Source organism: Staphylococcus saccharolyticus, assembly GCF_900458815.1.
GTDB lineage: Bacteria > Bacillota > Bacilli > Staphylococcales > Staphylococcaceae > Staphylococcus > Staphylococcus saccharolyticus.
The window spans coordinates 678549-695576 of record NZ_UHDZ01000001.1 but is presented as its reverse complement, the minus strand read 5'-3'; the positions used below and the strand labels follow the sequence as shown (position 1 = coordinate 695576).

15 protein-coding genes and 4 pseudogenes are annotated in these 17028 nt (G+C 31.6%); 8 read left to right on the top strand and 11 right to left on the bottom strand.

Annotated features, from left to right (window positions below; translation table 11 throughout):
* Positions 1-44 precede the first annotated feature (44 nt).
* The 3 genes and pseudogenes from DYE57_RS03170 to DYE57_RS03160 all read left to right on the top strand — a co-directional run bounded on the left by DYE57_RS03170 (position 45) and on the right by DYE57_RS03160 (position 2812).
* The gene (locus DYE57_RS03170; RefSeq protein ID WP_115312841.1) at positions 45-923 is read left to right on the top strand and encodes a GNAT family N-acetyltransferase; all 879 of its coding nucleotides are present in this window, start codon (positions 45-47) and stop codon (positions 921-923) included.
* Between the two features lie 281 nt (positions 924-1204).
* A pseudogene (locus DYE57_RS03165) lies at positions 1205-2008 on the top strand (GRP family sugar transporter).
* A 28-nt stretch (positions 2009-2036) separates the two neighbouring features.
* Positions 2037-2812: pseudogene (locus tag DYE57_RS03160) on the top strand (SDR family oxidoreductase).
* A 108-nt stretch (positions 2813-2920) separates the two neighbouring features.
* Here DYE57_RS03160 and DYE57_RS03155 read toward each other — a convergent pair.
* A pseudogene (locus tag DYE57_RS03155) lies at positions 2921-3827 on the bottom strand (AEC family transporter).
* 141 nt (positions 3828-3968) lie between these two features.
* Here DYE57_RS03155 and DYE57_RS03150 point away from each other — a divergent pair.
* Complete coding sequence (locus DYE57_RS03150) at positions 3969-4136, top strand: SE1832 family protein (RefSeq protein WP_115312840.1); 168 nt, start codon at positions 3969-3971, stop codon at positions 4134-4136.
* A 140-nt stretch (positions 4137-4276) separates the two neighbouring features.
* Positions 4277-4594 (top strand): membrane stabilizing protein MspA, encoded by a 318-nt coding sequence (gene mspA, locus DYE57_RS03145; RefSeq protein WP_115312839.1) that lies wholly within the window; start codon positions 4277-4279, stop codon positions 4592-4594.
* Positions 4595-4653: 59 nt separating this feature from the next.
* Here mspA and DYE57_RS03140 read toward each other — a convergent pair whose 3' ends face one another.
* Positions 4654-7818, bottom strand: coding sequence for an efflux RND transporter permease subunit (locus DYE57_RS03140; protein ID WP_115312838.1), 3165 nt, complete (start codon positions 7816-7818; stop codon positions 4654-4656).
* A gap of 93 nt (positions 7819-7911) precedes the next feature.
* Complete coding sequence (locus DYE57_RS03135) at positions 7912-9162, bottom strand: lipid II:glycine glycyltransferase FemX (protein ID WP_115312837.1); 1251 nt, start codon at positions 9160-9162, stop codon at positions 7912-7914.
* 179 nt (positions 9163-9341) lie between these two features.
* On the opposite strand from DYE57_RS03135, the gene DYE57_RS12685 reads away from it, so the two are divergent.
* Positions 9342-9554, top strand: coding sequence for a hypothetical protein (locus tag DYE57_RS12685; protein ID WP_115312836.1), 213 nt, complete (start codon positions 9342-9344; stop codon positions 9552-9554).
* A gap of 3 nt (positions 9555-9557) precedes the next feature.
* Here the strand turns inward: DYE57_RS12685 and DYE57_RS03125 are convergent.
* Positions 9558-10317, bottom strand: a pseudogene (locus DYE57_RS03125) (VOC family protein).
* Between the two features lie 169 nt (positions 10318-10486).
* On the opposite strand from DYE57_RS03125, the gene DYE57_RS03120 reads away from it, so the two are divergent.
* Both DYE57_RS03120 and DYE57_RS03115 read left to right on the top strand, forming a co-directional pair.
* Positions 10487-10909 (top strand): MarR family winged helix-turn-helix transcriptional regulator, encoded by a 423-nt coding sequence (locus DYE57_RS03120; RefSeq protein WP_185802529.1) that lies wholly within the window; start codon positions 10487-10489, stop codon positions 10907-10909.
* Positions 10906-12096: an MFS transporter gene (locus DYE57_RS03115; RefSeq protein WP_115312835.1), complete on the top strand. Its 1191-nt coding sequence runs from the start codon at positions 10906-10908 to the stop codon at positions 12094-12096. The genes DYE57_RS03120 and DYE57_RS03115 overlap by 4 nt, the downstream gene beginning before the upstream one ends.
* 62 nt (positions 12097-12158) lie before the next feature.
* On the opposite strand, the gene DYE57_RS03110 is transcribed toward DYE57_RS03115, so the two are convergent.
* The 7 genes from DYE57_RS03110 to DYE57_RS03080 form a co-directional block, all read right to left on the bottom strand.
* The gene (locus DYE57_RS03110; protein ID WP_115312834.1) at positions 12159-12509 is read right to left on the bottom strand and encodes a SarA family transcriptional regulator; all 351 of its coding nucleotides are present in this window, start codon (positions 12507-12509) and stop codon (positions 12159-12161) included.
* A gap of 407 nt (positions 12510-12916) precedes the next feature.
* Entirely contained in the window at positions 12917-13930 is a 1014-nt protein-coding gene (gene moaA, locus DYE57_RS03105; protein WP_115312833.1) for a GTP 3',8-cyclase MoaA, read from the bottom strand.
* Positions 13931-13942: 12 nt separating this feature from the next.
* Positions 13943-14548, bottom strand: a complete 606-nt coding sequence (gene mobA / locus DYE57_RS03100; RefSeq protein WP_115312832.1) for a molybdenum cofactor guanylyltransferase MobA — start codon at positions 14546-14548, stop codon at positions 13943-13945.
* 6 nt (positions 14549-14554) lie between these two features.
* Positions 14555-14788: a molybdopterin converting factor subunit 1 gene (gene moaD, locus DYE57_RS03095; RefSeq protein WP_115312831.1), complete on the bottom strand. Its 234-nt coding sequence runs from the start codon at positions 14786-14788 to the stop codon at positions 14555-14557.
* A complete protein-coding gene (locus DYE57_RS03090) occupies positions 14785-15237 on the bottom strand; it encodes a molybdenum cofactor biosynthesis protein MoaE (protein WP_115312830.1) in 453 nt (150 codons plus the stop codon). Before DYE57_RS03090 ends, moaD begins: the two co-directional genes overlap by 4 nt.
* The gene (gene mobB, locus DYE57_RS03085; protein WP_115312829.1) at positions 15238-15714 is read right to left on the bottom strand and encodes a molybdopterin-guanine dinucleotide biosynthesis protein B; all 477 of its coding nucleotides are present in this window, start codon (positions 15712-15714) and stop codon (positions 15238-15240) included.
* Positions 15711-16970, bottom strand: coding sequence for a molybdopterin molybdotransferase MoeA (locus DYE57_RS03080; RefSeq protein WP_115312828.1), 1260 nt, complete (start codon positions 16968-16970; stop codon positions 15711-15713). The genes mobB and DYE57_RS03080 overlap by 4 nt, the downstream gene beginning before the upstream one ends.
* Between the last annotated feature and the right edge of the window lie 58 nt (positions 16971-17028).

Sequence of the window (17028 nt, the reverse complement as noted above, 5' to 3'; positions counted from 1 at the left end):
TATAATATAATTAAATTAATACAATAAGTGACGGAGGTATATTGATGAACATTGTGCATTTGAAAGATATAATACAAGTCAAAGCATTTATAGAAACATCTAGTTACTTCTCAACATCCTACTTATATAAACTTCCTCAACATCACGAAAATGTAGATACACTACTTAAACAATCAATCATTAATCCAGGGATTGTTGCGCTTCAAACAGGTAATGAAATCAAATGTTTATTATTTGCGTTTTCTTATGATTACAATCGTTTTAAAATTGTTGGACCATTTATAACTGAAGATTTTGAATTAACACAAGAACTATTTAAATCACTCTTTGATACCCTCATTAAAAATCAACCTGAAGACGCTGTGTTTAACTTCTCCTTTGAGGAAGAAACTCAAAATTATAAATCATTGATAAAAGTTATACATGCAAGTTATAACTTCACAGATTATTATTTAGAGGCGCACGAAGACTTAGGTTCATCTTTGAATAATCAAACCATTATTGAATATCAACAGGGTTTTTATCGGGCATTTAGCAAATTGCATAACATGACCTTTAAACATGATGCAATGAAACCTCAAGATATTATAACTTCTCTCAACGAACATCATCGTCTATTTTTATTTGTCAGTGAAGGTTTGCTTAAAGGTTATTTACACTTAGTTATTGATGAAAAACGTAACAGTGCAGAAATTAAGTATTTTAGTTCTCACTCAAATTATCGTCTAAAAGGGATTGCTTTTGACTTATTAGAATACGCGTTACATGTTGCTTTCAAATTTTATCCTCTCCACAAAGTATATTTTAAAATTCGTAGTAAAAATAATAAGCGTGTTGAACGTTTTAACGAATTGGGATTTCAAATCAACAGTGAATATAAGAAATATAAATACGAATCAAGACATCTTCATGAGGATTTCTAACTACTACTAAATATGTCCAATAAAAAACAATAATGTTCTTTAATCAAAATTCATAAAGTTAATAACTACTTTGCAAAATACAATATACTCACTAAATATTTATTAATTATAAAAAATATCATTTTTCTCAAGTTTTTGTTTTTACTTCTATATTTATTTGCTTTAGAATGATTTCCAAGTGTTTATGGGCACTTAATCATTTTTAGGAGAGTGAGTAATAAGTGCAAGTTTTAGACTTTTTAATCGCACTTTTACCAGCCCTTTTTTAGGGTAGTGTAGTCATCATCAATGTCTTTGTAGGTGGAGGACCTTATAATCAAATTCGTGGCACAACCTTAGGGACATTAATAGTTGGATTTTGTTTACTTGTTACAGGTAATACAGCTTTTGACAATTTAACTGTTATCATTGTTGGTTTAATTTCTAGTGCCTTATGGGCATTCGGTCAAGGTAACCAATTAAAATCTGTCAATTTAATAGGTGTTTCTAAAACAATGCCTATTTCAACAGGTATGCAACTCGTAGGTACTACTTTATTTAGTAACATTTTCTTAGGTGAGTGGAGTACTTTAACTCAAGTAATAATGGGGTTAATCGCAATGATTCTACTTGTAGTTGATATTGGTTTAACATCTCTGAAAGCAAAAAATGAAAGTACATCCGACAATCCTGAGTTTAAAAAAGCAATGGGTATTTTAATAATATCTACAGTTGGATATGTAGGTTATCTCGTACTTGGAGATATCTTTGGTGTCAGTGGTAGAGACGCCCTATTCTTTCAATCAATTGGTATGGCTATCGGCAGATTCATCTTATCTATGAATCATAAAACTTCCATTAAATCAACAACGTTAAATCTTATACCTGGTGTTATTTGAGACATAGGTAACTTATTCATGTTCTATTCTCAACCTAAAGTTGGCGTGGCTACAAGCTTTTCTTTATCACAATTACTTGTTATCTTTTCTACTTTAGGTGGTATTTTCATTTTAGGCGAGAAAAAAGATCGTCGCCAAATGATAGGAATATGGTCTGGAATTATCGTGATTGTTATCGCTTCTATTCTTCTAGGAAATTTAAAATAGAGTCAATAATATTTTAGGGGGAGTTCAAATGTTTCAAGATTTAGAAAATAAAGTAGTTATCATTACTGGTGCTGCTTCTGGTATCGGTAAATCCTTTCCTGAAAATTTTGGTAAAGTAAAAGCCAAAGTGGTTATTAACTATCGTTCTGAACGACACCATGATGAAATTGAAGAAATAAAAAAACGATTGCTCAAGCTGGCAGTGAATCAATAGCTGTTCAAGATGACATATTTTTAGAAAACGATGTTAAACGTTTAGTACAAACTACAGTGAAACACTTTGGTACGCTTGATATAATGATTAATAACGCTGGCTTTGAAAGCCCAATCCCGACTCATAGACACTTGACGAATGGCAAAAAGTGATTGATATCAATTTAACTGGTGCGTTTATAGGTTCAAGAGAAGCTATTAATCAATTTCTTAAAGAAGATAAAAAAGGCATTATAATTAATACCTCAAGTGTTCATGACACCATTCCTTGTCCTAACTATGTGCATTATAGGCGGTTTAAAATTAATGATGGAAACAATGTCAATGGAATACGCACAATATGATATTCGTATTAACAATATCTCACCTGGTGCAGTTGTAACCGAACACACCAAAGAAAAATTTTCTGATCTTAAAACATGTGAAGAAACAATTAAAATGATACCCGCACGTGAGATTGGAAATGCACAAGTTATTGCTAATGCCGCTTTATTCTTATCTTCAGATTTAGCTAGTTATATTCATGGTACGACTCTTTATGTAGATGGTGGTATGATGAACTATCCTGCATTTATGGGAGGTAAAGGTTAACCTTAATCTCCCATATAAGTGAAAGCATGTGAGTGGCTGATGAAAGTCACTTACATGCTTTTTTCATATATAATTTATTCAAATTCACTTTTCATGGTGTTTTCTTTTTTAAACAAAAATAGCTTGATAGATATACAATATGACAATACTTATAACTATTGTTAAATTTGTCATCATTCCAACAAAGGGAAGCATTTTATATTTAAATTGGATTGAATATGGGATATTTGCTAACCCTATTGGTAACAACCAAGTTATTAGTAAAGTTGTTTTAATTACGTTTTCTGATACAGGTAAGAACAAATGGACAAGTGTTCCTGCTATCATACCTAAACCATAGTGTAGACATAAATATTTAATTGTTACAGGTAAGTATTCCTTATCAATACTGAAACTTAACATAACTCCTAACAAAATCATAGAAAGTGGCATATTAGCTTTTGATAAAATTCCAAAAAAGTCGATTGCTGGGTTCCAAATATGAATATCTGACATATTAAGGATGAACATAACAATATATGTGAAAAGGTACAGATTGAATCGATTTTTTACCTAAAAATTTAAAGTTAAACTGATCACTACCTTCACTAAAGTAACTTCCTACAAAGTAAGTTACTCCAAACATTATGATTGCTCCACCAATATCGACCATTCCAAAATAAATCATACCTTTAGTAGGCCATATTGCATCAACAAGAGGATAGGAAAATAATCCTATATTCATCGAACCAGTCATCATTCCTGCTGGTCCACGCATTTGATTATTATATTTCCTGAAGAACCATATCACTATTATTTTTGCAATAATACCATAAGCAATCATCATAATTGGCAAGATTGAAAAAGACATATCAAGCTCAGCATTATTTAAATTAACAATAACTAGAGAAGGCAATGTGACATTTAGAACAAGAGTAGAAAGAACTTGGCTATCCGTTGCTTTAAGATAATTGATGCGCTTTAGAAAATAACCAAGTTCAATGAGTAATATAATCATAATAAATTGCTCAGTCACATTTATTCCTTCTTTCACATCAGTCTTTTTATAATTGATTACTTTAACACAATATTGCTAAATTTTAGAAGTGTCTTGTTTCGTGATATAATTTCAGATAAATATTGTTATTAATGAATTTCAATTAAAGGAGCGTTAACTTTGAAGTTAAATTCAAAACTAACAGAACTCAAATATGATTATACCCGTTTACAAAATGATTTAGACAAACGAGAATCTCTCAATCAAGATATTGATCCACTACTAAGACAACTTGAAGCAATTGAACATGAGATTGCTCACGTGCGTGCGCAAATGAACCAACAATAACTTTAATTATGATTAAAATACTTTCATTATAACGTGACAAAACGATTAGTATGTTTTAATTGAGTCGACAGACCCTACTTTCTAGTCATTTCATTATTATCATGCTAATATATAATTCGTAAAAGAAAGGATGTCACATGATGCAACTATATCTTATTTTGTTGCCTATTCTATACTTGATTGTTTCTTATATCAGTATTTTTAAAATGCATTCTATATTTACTAGAATATTAAGTATCATTATGGGCATTTTATTATTATTTGTAGTAGCCATTACTACATTACAATTCCCTAAAGAAAATTGGTGGGTATTTATCGTTTTATTACTTTTAGTGGGTAACGTAGAAGTGACTGGTTTTAAAGAACTGAAAGACGATAAAAAAGGTGTTAATATCTTGAATATTTTATCAATTATTTTGTTCGTTATATATGTTATATTAACGCTAGTGTTATATTAAAATTTTAAAAATCGACTTAGGCTATACTTGTGTGTTAGTGCCTAAGTCGATTTTTTCTATTAGCGATTAAATTTTTGAGTTAATTTGGTTTTAAGTGTAAATAAAATTTCGTAAATAACAGGTACCACAATCAATGTAAGAATTGTAGAAGAAATAAGCCCCCCAATGACTGTAGCAGCCATACCTTTCGAAATAAGTATAGAACTGTCTTGTCCAAATAGTAACGGTACTAATGCACCGATAGTTGCTATAGCTGTCATTAAAATCGGTCTAATTCTAGTACCACCTGCTTCAATTAATGCTGCTTTCGTAGACATACCTTGCTGTTCATTATTAATTACACGATCAATTAACACAATTGTATTTGTCACTACTATACCTATCAACATCAACATTCCAATTAAACTTGGTACTGAAATCGTTTCTCCTGTAATCACTAGGGATAACACTACACCAATTATTGTAAAAGGTAGAGAAAATAGTATTGTAAATGGTGCTAAACCTCCTTTAAAAGTAATTACTAAAATTAAGTAGACAATGATAATGGCTGCCACCATTGCTAAAGCAAGTTGTGTAATAGCTTTTTTAATATCGTCTGTTGCACCACCAACATTAACTTTAATATTATTTGGCTTATCAATTTGATTCACTTTAGACATTACTTGTTGAGATTTTCCACCCACATCTTTATCAGTTACTTTTCCGGATATAGTCGTAGCGTAATCCCCATCCTCTTGTGTCAATTGACTTGGTGTAGAAGTTTGATGAAGTGATGCTATTTCACTTAGTTTAATTATACCTCCTGTTGGTTTCTTTAATTCAATACGATTAAGCTTATTAGACGACCAATCAATTTGTTTATTTTGCTTAACTTTCACATCAATTTTCTTACCTTTTTCATTCACAGAAGTAATCGTTTTTTCAGGCAAGTTTTCGTTAAGATTCATAGCTAATTGACCTGCTGAAATCCCATTATCAGCTGCTTTATTTTGGTCTACTTTAATTTCATATTGATCATATGTTTGTGATAAGTCAGATTTAACATTGGCGATGCCATCAATTCCATTCATTTCTTTTTCGATGCGTTTAACTGTGCCTTTAATTGCATCCATAGATGGACCTTTAACTGTAACTTCAACTGAATTATTACCTGCGCCTATGCCTAAATCTTGATTTTTCCAATTTCCTGGTTGTTTAAATGTTTCAATATGTTTCAAAACTTTATCCGGTTCTTCATCAAAATTTGGTGTATCAGATTTATATTTAACCATAATAGCCATACTATTAGTACTACCTGTTGGATCCTGTGGCGTAGGACCACCGATAGAATATTGAACCGTTTCAACTTTACTTTTATTATCTAAATATTTTTGTACCTCTTCAGCATGTTTGATAATAGATTTCTGAGTCTCCCCAGGCTTAGGTGTATAAGTTAAGGCTAAAAATTTATTTTCTCCTGAAGAAATATAACTTGTGCCCAATGTTACTGAACCTAAACCAGTACTTCCTAATAGAACAACAACACTTATAACAATAACAATCCATTTGTGTCTCAGTGACCATTGAAGTATACGACGATATCCATCACTTACCACGCCTATACCTTCTTTTTGTCGTTTGGCTTTAATACCTTTTTTGAAAAGTGTTGCACCTAGAGCTGGCACGAGTGTGATTGACACTAACAATGAAGCTAACAGACTAAATGCTATGGCTAAAGCAAAAGGTCTAAACATCTCGCCCACTGAACCAGAGACAAAAATGAGCGGTAAAAATACGACAATTGTCACTAAGGTCGAAGACATAATAGGCTTAAATACTTCTTTTGTAGCACTGATAATTAAATTTTCATCTTTAAGTTCTTCATGTGGATCTGACAAGCATCTATAAATATTTTCTACTACAACAATTGAATCATCAATCACACGTCCGATTGCAACAGTTAAAGCACCTAACGTTAGAATATTTAATGATACGTTACTTAACTTTAAAGCTACTAAAGCTATTAAAATCGATAATGGAATAGATATAACTGAAATTGCTGTCGTTCTAATATTTCTTAAGAATAAGAGTATTATTATGATGGCTACGATTGTACCGAGCGCTGCTTTTTCAATCATAGTATACAAAGAATCTTCAATCGGTTTAGCTGTATCCATCGTCTTAGTAGCTTTCATACCTTTTTCATTCTTAACGAATTCATCTACTTTGTTCTGAACTTCTTTCGTTACTTGAACAGTATTGGCATCTTGAGATTTTACAATCTGTAAGTTAACTGCATCTTTACCATTTGTTTTGGAAATTGAGCTACGTTCATTTCCTATTGTAATTTTTGCAAGATCTCTTAATCTTACTGATGGCATTTGACCATTTTTTGAGGATAACTTTGATTTAGCATCGGATGGACGAGAAGAGTCCGAATTATCACTCGGCATTAAACCATCACTTTCTGAATCATCACTTTGATTACCTTGACCAACAATAGACAATGGTATCTTAAGCTTTTTAAGCGCCTTTACAGAATTAAATTCTCCATCTACTACGATAGATTTATCAGTTTTATTAAATTGAAATAATCCAAGGGGCGTTTCACGTGTAGCCGTTTTTATATAATTCTCTACATCATCAGCTGTTAATCCTTTGTTATCTAAAGCATTTTGATTAAATTTAAGTGTCACTTCACGATTCGTTTGACCATTTAATTGAGCATTTTGCATACCATCAATCGTTTGTAATCTAGGGATAAGCTGTTGGTTTAAATCTTTAGTAACATCTTTCAAATCTTGTTGGTCACTCGTAAATGAATAAGCTACTATAGGAAAGGCATCCATTGAGTTACGTGTTAATTCTGGATCATCTATACCATCTTTAAATTTAATTTTATCGATTTCTTTTTTTAGTTGTTCTTCTGCTTTATCCATATCTGTTCCATTATTATATTCTACATTAACAATAGAAGCATTTTGGATAGATTCAGTTTTTACACTTTTTACATAAGCTAGAGAATGGACTTGTTTGTCAATCTTACTACTTATTTCGTCTTGAGTGGATTGAGGTGTAGCGCTAGGCATAGTCGTTTGAACAGAAATAACTGGATTTTCTACATCTGATAGTAATTCAAGTTTGAGTTTAGCGCTAGAATAAAATCCACCAAAAATCACTAATACTACCATTAGAAAAATAGCAAATTTGTTACCTAGTGAGAATTGTAATAACTTTTTTATCATTCTGTTTTATCCCTTTCACTGATTAATTATATAGTAAAAAATCTGAACGTTCTCAATATATTCACAGAAGCGTTCAGATTTATAGTTTGCTGATTATTTACCTTTTAATTTACGTGATAGTTTAATTTTTGTCTTTGTTAATCGTGGTTTAACTTGTTCTATCAGCTTATATAAAGGGGAGTTAAGCACATAATCAAACTCACCAATTTTTTCACTTAAATATGTTCCCCAAACACGCTTAAATGCCCATAAACCATAGTGTTCTGAATCTTTATCTGGATTATTATCAGTACCACCAAAGTCATAAGTTGTAGCACCATGTTCTCGCGCATATCTCATCATTTCAAACTGCATGTGATGATTGGGTAAGAAATCGCGATAATCATTCGATGATGCACCATATAGATAATATGATTTCTGACCGGCAAACATAAGTAATGCCCCCGATAAGTAAATGCCTTCAGGATGTTCTTTTTCAAGCTTAATCATGTTATCTCTTAATTCATTCGACTTATTGATTTTATTTTCAATGTCATTTAATTTATTAAGCGTCTTTTTATCTTGCTTTTTAGATTGCAATTTTTCTTTTTCTTTTAATTGGTCATCAAGATCTTGGTTAACCTTATCTAAGACAGGTTTAGGTTCTAATTTCACTAAGAAAAGTTCGGCATCACCATCTGAATGAAGCGCATCATATATATTTTCGAAGTAACTGATATCTCTTGTTAAGAAACCATCACGTTCACCAGTAATTTTCATTAACTTTGCAAAAGTTGTGAGGCCATCGCGATTGGCATGTTCAACCTTTGTACCACGTTTAAGAGCAAGTCTTACTTTAGAACGATTTCGACGCTCAAAACTTTGAATCAACTCATCATCAGTTTTATCTATTGGTGTAATCATAGTCATTCTTGGTTGGATATAATCTTTAGACAGTCCCTCTTTGAAACCTTTATGTTTAAATCCTAAATCGCGAAGATTTTTTAATGCTTCAGCCCCTTTATCAACCTCAACATCCGGATCAATTTTTATAGCGTATGCTTTTTCTGTTTTAGCTACTTCTATTGTACTTTCAACTAAGGTTTTTAACGCTTCTTTATCACTATAATCAGTAACAAAACCTCTAGACACATAGCATAATGTGAATGATAGTTTTAGTACCTTTTTAAATAATAATTGTCCTACACCTTTAATTTCTCCCTTTTCACCAACCGCAATTCTCCTTGAATACCATCCTGTCAATTTTTTAGTATCTGCCCATTTTGATAGTTGCAGTAAATCGCCATTGGGGTGAGATTTTACAAATGCGTCATGTTCTTGATTAGTGATGTTCATCTTTTCCATGGTTTATAATATCTCCTTTATTTTACAGTAATTTTAATTATACATCTTAACAATATTGATGTCGATGAAGTAACTCTTAATTCGTTTTAGTTCTTATATAATCTTCGTCTTGATATAATAAGAACTAATTCAAGGTAAAGAGGTTTTAAGTCATCTTATTTACATTTATCATTTTAAATATGATTGCAATTATCATAACGATAAGTCAATCATTAACTGTCTCTTATTTTAGTCTTAGAGTAATGTTTGTAGCCTTAACATTTGTGCTATCACTTATCTTTTTATTAATTAGATCTACCCGTTTCGATACCATTTTAAGTAGCATTTCAGTTGGATTAGCAATCATTCACATCATCATGATTGCTCATAGTACTTATCAATATCTATATTAATGACTACGAATAATTAGGTTCAAAACGATACTTTGCACCTCTAATATAAACTGAATATGGTGCTGTCGTTTGTGAATCCTTTAAAATTATTGATTGATAGTCTGATTCCTTCCCATCTTCTATTCTAAAACAGGTATCATCATTTGCTAGGGTAAGATCTGTATAACCATCTGTTTGACTGATTTCTTTCATGTCATACCACTTTTTCCAATTTTCTACAGTGTCACGACGTTTTTCACTACTAATTATTACAGTTTCAATGGTAAATGTAAGCTGATAAAATTTTTTAAACTGTTCCTCTCTGTACTCATCACTGTCATTCCATTGAATAAAAAATGGTGGCTTAACCATGTAATCTGGATCAGCAATATACAATAATTGCCAACTTAATTTATCCCCTCTTTTATTCTCTCTATCCATTTTAATTGGCCCAATTACATCAATCCCTTTATCATTTAATCTTCTTTATTACTTTTTCAATATCATCTGTCCTCAGACACATCGTTTTGAAACCTTGAGCGAAATTATCTTGAGCTATTTTAGTTGCAAAAGAAACACGCTCTTCTTCAGTTTTAGCAATTTTCATGAGTTTATCTTCAACATCTAATAACTCTATATAGTTTTCATTGATATATGATAATTTATTGTACGTCCCTAATCTAGGGTGCTTACCTCCTGGTTGTATAGTCAACACTCTTCCAGGAAATTGAAACGATTTAAGTTGATTAACATAATGAATGATGTGATTAAATTTTAAGTTCAACTTACCTGCTCCCTTCACATCTTGTTAATGCTCATTTTAACAAAAAGTAGTTGATTTTACTTTAAATATAAAAAAGAATAAAAAAGCATTGCAAAATTCACAATTTAGTCATATAACTATTTTTTACGTCTGCAAAAAGTTAGCCAGGCTAACTAATTAAATGAGTGAGGTGCTGTACATTTTAAATAACGATTTTTTTAATAGTTTTATAGGTGTTTATAGACCTTATATTAAATTGACCCAACCAATTCTTGACAAACACTATATCCACACAGAACAGTGGCTTATTTTAAGAGATATTGCCAACTTTCAACCTACAACACTTGTTAAGATTTCACATCGTCATTCTATTGAAAAACCAACAGCACGGAAGATTATTAAAGTTTTATTAGACAATAAATGGATTATAGCCGAACCAGGTGCAGATAAAAGAGAAAAATTATTAAGTTTAACTCATTCAGGGAGAACATTATTTGAAATCATTAATCAAGAAATTATTCAAAAAGCAGGTTTAACTGATATACAGCTCTCAGAAACTATAGATATTATGTCTCAAATTCATGAGACTTTAACTAGGGAGGAATCAGAATGAACACAAGCACACATACTAAGGAACCTATTTTTACCAAAAGTTTTAATCTTAACTTCGCAATTAACTTTTTCGTTTATCTTTGTATGTATTTACTTATTGTCGTCATTGCAAGTTACAGTAAAACTGAATTTCACACATCAGACTCACTTGCCGGTCTTGTAGTTGGATTATTCATAATTGGTTCTTTAATTGGACGTTTTATTACGGGTAAATACGTCAATCAATTTGGTCCTAAGAAAATTTTAATCTTCGGTTTAATTTGTTTAATTGTTACCCAACTTCTCTACTTTATCCTAGGATCAGTATGGTTCTTAATGATAGTTCGATTACTTAATGGTCTTGTTACAGCGATTGCGACTACAGCAACTGGTACGATAGCAGCCTACGTGACACCTCCAACAAGAAAAAGTGAAGGTATCAGTTTATTTTCATTAAGTTTAGTTTTAGGTACTGCAATTGGTCTATTCTTTGGAATGTTATTAATGACTTCATTTTCAATTAATGTTTTATTTATCATCTGTGTGATTTTAGGAGTTTTAAGTGGATTATTAGGCTTATTTATTAAAATTGATTTTAAAACAACTGAAAACGAACTTCATTCGACATCTAAAAAAGGATTTAGCTTTAATCATTTTATCGCCAAAGAAGCAGTTCCAGTAGCTATTGTCATGTTGTTGATCGGTGTAACTTATGCAGCTATTTTAACTTACTTACAAGCTTTTGCAATCGAAAGATATTTAGTTACTGCAGCAAGTTATTTCTTCATATTCTATACCATTGCTTCATTAGTAACTCGCCCAATTGCAGGTCGCTTAATAGATGACAAAAATGAAAATGTTATCATGTACCCTGCGTTTGTATTTTTAATTATAAGTTTCGCCCTACTTATGTTTAGTTTCAATGGATGGATACTACTTATTGCATTAGGTATTGGTTATGGGAATCTTTCATCTTCTATGCAAGCAATCGCTATAAAAGTATCTCCATCAACCAAATACGGTTTAGCTACTTCAACTTACTTTATAGGCTTAGATATAGGTATTGGATTTGATCCATCAATTTTAGGTCTATTCACTCATATGATTACCTATAGTCAACTGTATGGAATAATGGCTATACTAGGACTCATTACTTTAGTTATTTACCTTTTTATACACGGTCGTAAAGTTAAACATCAAACTTTCTAATTTAGCTCATTAAAATAAAAAAGACGTCTATCCTACAATATTTAAAGGATAGACGTCTTTAATTAGTTGGCAATACTAATTGTTTCAATTTCACTAGTCATTTTATCTAATAATTTCTTTTGCTTAGCATCAAAGAAATAAAACACTTGTCTTTCATCAGTTTCAGAACGCAATTTAGAAATCAGTTCTCTTTTATAAATTTTTCGGATAATTACATCAATTTTGCTCGTATCCCATAACATTTCAAAGTGTAAAGTATCACGTAATTCTTTACCACTTATTTTAGTGTCTGCATAAACTTTATACAGTATAACAAACTCCTCAATAGAAATACGATAAGTTGTCTTTAACCAATGCTTTAGTTGGCTTAACTCTCTTTCTGATGCGATAAAACGTTGTACTTTGTTACTCATAATAAAATGCCTCCTATGTTGATTCTTAGATGTTATGTTTGCATAATAAATTCAATTGCTTAATATTATTATATAACAAGGTTTGCATTTAATCTATCACAAATATTAAAATAGCGTCTAAATATTGTTAAGAAGTTAATCATTTTAAACAAACATTTATATATTGAAAGGCATATAAAATATCTAAATAGATTTTGCCATAGCTTTGTCATCCATTTAAACTGTTTTATTAAGTTTATACATTTAAAAATTAAAAATATCGCTAGAACTGTGAAACTTTGTATAGAGTCTTACCCCAACTTGCATTGCTTTTTGATTTCTTGACAACATTCTCTCTGTTGGTTTTCCTAGTCCTGACTCCCATTGCTAGTAGATTTTCTTTTTAGAAAACGTTTGAGACGAAAACCCTATCCCCCAATGTAGTTCATGTTGATTTTATTGTGATGGGAGGTTTGTGTTGCTCGTTCATCTGAATAGCGGTTGTCTCTGATAGTCCATAATGTTGTTAATTGTTGTTTTATTTCGTCATCATCTGCACCCGAACGTAAGAGTGCTTTGATGTCGTAACCTTCATCTGAGGCAAATAGGCAACCATAAAACTTACCATCTGAAGATAGTCTTGCTCGAGTACATGTTGAGCAAAAGGATTGAGAGACGCTTGTAATAAGACCAAATTTTGCTCCTTTATCTTTATGGCAATAATACTTAGCAACTTCACCAAAGTACTTAGGCTCTAATGGTTCTATGTCAAAATGCTGTTCAATCATATCAAGCATTTCGTCCTTAGTAACGACCTTACTTAAATCCCAATCATTATCATTCCCAACATCCATAAATTCAATAAACCGTATTTCAATTGCTTTACCTTTAAAATACTTAATCATTGGTATAATTTGATGATCATTAACACCCTTTTGAATGACTACATTCACTTTGACATGAAAACCAATTGAAATGGCGTATTCAATTTGTTCTAAAATTGTGGAAGCTTTTATATTTTTATTATTAATAAATTGAAATACTTCATCTTCTATCGCATCTAAGCTGATGTTAATGCGTCGAAGACCGGCATCATATAAATCTTGACCATGTTTTTTTAATAATAAGCCATTGGTAGTTAAGCCAATATCTTCAATACCTTCAATCCGATTAAGTTGCTTAATAAGTTGGTAAAGATTGCGACGTAATAATGGTTCCCCACCTGTAATCCTTATTTTCTTCACACCTAAATCAGCGTAAATACGAGAAACTCGAGCTAACTCTTCGAATGTAAGCAACGCTTCCTTTGGCAAAAAAACAAAATCGTCACCAAAAATTTCTTTAGGCATACAATAATCACATCTAAAATTACATCTATCTGTAACAGATAACCTTAAATCACGTATTGGTCGTCCTAGTTTATCTGTAATTCGTTCTACCATCTTTGGTCCTCCTTATTCTTCAATTTGCTTTATTAAAGAGTCCAAATCTTGTTGATAATTAATGTTGCTATGCCAATACTTAGGTGAGTTAATTTCTGAAACATCTAACCAATCTGTTGATAATTGCTTATATACACCTTTTAAACTATAGTCAGTAGAATTGAGTGCGTTCTCAATAACTTTAAAAGTTTGTGGTGAATAAAAACCAATAGATGGGATGAATTTGTTCCCTTCTTTAAAAGCGACAATATCTAAGTGAGATTCAATCAAATGTGAAACCATAAATTGATAAAGTCCACTCACGGCTTTACTAGTAATCATTGGTGTATCCACAGAAACTACAAAAAATAATTCTTCGTCACTGTACAATTTCATGACCGAATATATACCTGATAAAGGTCCTTTATTTTTATGAATACTATCATCAATTACAACATATTCATAATTGAATTGAGAAGCTAATTGTGCATTTGTACTAATAATCACACTATTAAACATATTTGTGGATATCAGTGTATTTATAATTTTTCTATAAAACGGTTGCCCTTCAATTTCAGCAAATGCTTTAGATTTACCAAAACGTTCCGAGTGACCACCTGCTAGTATTATTGCTTTCATTCAAAATTACCCTCCACTCACTGGTGGAATAAGTGCAATCGTATCTTGAGGTTGAACGATATCATCTTTTTTAGCAAATTCTTCATTTAATGCGATTTGAAATGTCTTGGAACTAAGTTCTGGATGTTGTTGAAAAAGAAATACTTCAAAATCTTCCACTGTAATATCTTTACAAATATTAAATTCTTCAGCTGATTGATTTAATATCTCTTTTAATTCTGCAAAGTAAAGCACTTTCATCTTATCACCCCTTTTTTTGCCTCATCATAACTAGCTTTTTGATGACCTTGCCATTTTGAACCATCTTCCCAAATTTCTTTTTTCCATATAGGGACAATTTCTTTAATTCTCTCAATGGCATATTCATTTGCTTGATAAGCGTCTTTTCTATGAGGGGAAGACACTGCAATTAAAACTGCAATATCTGATATTTGTAAAGGACCAATTCTATGAACAATAGTAGTAATCGTACCAGGCCATTGTTCTTCTATTTCTTGACCAATTTGTGCTAATTTTTTCTCCGCCATAGGTATATACGCTTCATATTCAAGATATTGTGTACGTATACCTTTTGTCCATTCTCTTACGTGACCTGTAAAGACTACTATAGCTCCTTGATGTTCATTAACTGTATAATCTCTATATTGCTCTGTCTGAATCGCTTCAGTCACAATTTCAAATAGTTTCATCTACTTCATTCCCTCAATCTTAATTAATTCTAACAATAACTTTTCTAATTTCTTAAAGGCTCTGAAATCATTAGAGTTAATTAGTCCTTTTATTTGAGTCAATTTTGATAATTGAACTAATTCATTTTCTTCATGATATACAATAATTTTATAGTAATTTTCATGTTTAAAGCCTTCAACCAAGATAATATCACACTTCATTGTAACAGATTCTTTTATAATGTCAGCAAGTTTCTGTTTGCTTTGGCGAGTCACTGTTTGTTGATAATGATGTCCTTGAACAATACTCAAATCAGCCCCAGCATTAAAATGCTTCATATGGTCGACTTTGTCATTTTGTAATACAATATCTTCACCTTCATGCCCATGATGTTTAATTGTCGCTACTGTATACCCCTTATCCTTTAAAAATGAAATAGCATGCATCATTAAAGTTGTTTTACCAGAATTTTTAAATCCAACAATCTGCAAAATCATAGTATTAAATCCTCTTCAAAAGCATTTGATTCAGTTAAAATAACGTCAACTGTATGACCAGCTTTAAAACCTCTTGTACCTCCTGGTAACATAATCATTGAGTTCGCATGTGCAATCGCAACAACAGCTCCAGATTTATTGAATCCTGATGGAGTAACTGTAGTACCAGCTGGTGTTAGTGTTACTTTAGCACGAATAAAGCGTGTAAAAGGATTGGCTTTCTCAAAATCTTCCATCAATGTAGCTTTGATAATTTGAGGATAGCACGAACGTGCACCCATCATCATATTTACAGCTGGTTTGACATATAGTTCAAAACCTGTAAAACAAGCACTTGGATTCCCAGACAAACCGAATAGAAATTGACTATGAACAAATGCAACAGTTGTAACACTTCCTGGTCGTTGTGCAACTTTATTAAACAACACATCTGCTTCAACAGCTTCATAAATTTTAGGTAGATAATCAAAATCTCCTACTGACACACCACCAGAAGTAATAACGATATCATGACTCTCTAAAGCTTCTTTTATAACTCCAACGCTACTTTCAAGATTGTCTTGCTGAATTTTATATGTACCTACTTGTAAACCAAACTTTTCTGCTAATGCTTTAATCATAGGACCATTGGAATTTCTTATTTTTCCAGGTTGAAGCTCATCACTTACATCAAGTAATTCACTACCAGTGGCTATAACAGCTACACTCGGTTTTTTAGTAACCCGTACTTCGGTATAACCATATGTCGCTAATACAGCAATAACTCCAGGAGTAATATGCATCCCTTTACTCAATACAATATCACCTGTACGAGTTTCTTCGCCCTTTAATGATACATTTTCTAAGTGTTTAAATGGCTTTCTTATACTAAAGGTTGTTTCAGACTCTACTGTTTGTTCAAACATTACGACTGCATCTGCACCTTTGGGTATCTCTGCTCCTGTCATAATGCGGACAGCTTGATTTTTTGCAATCGTCTTTTTAGAAACAGAGCCAGCACCGATATGATCAATAACTTCAAAATGCACGCGATGATATCCACTTGCTCCCTTAGAATCTTCACTTCTAATTGCAAAACCATCGTATGGTGATTTATTAAATCTAGGAATATCGTATGTTGCAACAATGTCCTCAGCTAATACATGTCCTAAGCTATCTTCCAAACTTACTTTCGTATCTTGTACTTCAACATTTTGTTTCATAATTCTTGAGATAGCTTCTTTTACTGATATGGGATTTCTTTTTTCAACAGACATATAACTCATCTCCAAAAAATAATTATTCTCATGATATACTAAACCCTACTAGGAGGAT

What these genes read in the sequence shown, in the direction of transcription:
- DYE57_RS12685 (WP_115312836.1), top strand. Translation starts at nt 9,342, where the DNA reads ATGATTGCAATTATCATAACGATAAGTCAATCATTAACTGTCTCTTAT.
- DYE57_RS03140 (WP_115312838.1), bottom strand. Translation starts at nt 7,818, where the DNA reads ATGATAAAAAAGTTATTACAATTCTCACTAGGTAACAAATTTGCTATT.
- DYE57_RS03135 (WP_115312837.1), bottom strand. Translation starts at nt 9,162, where the DNA reads ATGGAAAAGATGAACATCACTAATCAAGAACATGACGCATTTGTAAAA.
- mspA (WP_115312839.1), top strand. Translation starts at nt 4,277, where the DNA reads ATGCAACTATATCTTATTTTGTTGCCTATTCTATACTTGATTGTTTCT.
- DYE57_RS03110 (WP_115312834.1), bottom strand. Translation starts at nt 12,509, where the DNA reads ATGAGTAACAAAGTACAACGTTTTATCGCATCAGAAAGAGAGTTAAGC.
- mobB (WP_115312829.1), bottom strand. Translation starts at nt 15,714, where the DNA reads ATGATTTTGCAGATTGTTGGATTTAAAAATTCTGGTAAAACAACTTTA.
- DYE57_RS03090 (WP_115312830.1), bottom strand. Translation starts at nt 15,237, where the DNA reads ATGAAACTATTTGAAATTGTGACTGAAGCGATTCAGACAGAGCAATAT.
- moaD (WP_115312831.1), bottom strand. Translation starts at nt 14,788, where the DNA reads ATGAAAGTGCTTTACTTTGCAGAATTAAAAGAGATATTAAATCAATCA.
- mobA (WP_115312832.1), bottom strand. Translation starts at nt 14,548, where the DNA reads ATGAAAGCAATAATACTAGCAGGTGGTCACTCGGAACGTTTTGGTAAA.
- DYE57_RS03080 (WP_115312828.1), bottom strand. Translation starts at nt 16,970, where the DNA reads ATGTCTGTTGAAAAAAGAAATCCCATATCAGTAAAAGAAGCTATCTCA.
- DYE57_RS03170 (WP_115312841.1), top strand. Translation starts at nt 45, where the DNA reads ATGAACATTGTGCATTTGAAAGATATAATACAAGTCAAAGCATTTATA.
- DYE57_RS03115 (WP_115312835.1), top strand. Translation starts at nt 10,906, where the DNA reads ATGAACACAAGCACACATACTAAGGAACCTATTTTTACCAAAAGTTTT.
- moaA (WP_115312833.1), bottom strand. Translation starts at nt 13,930, where the DNA reads ATGGTAGAACGAATTACAGATAAACTAGGACGACCAATACGTGATTTA.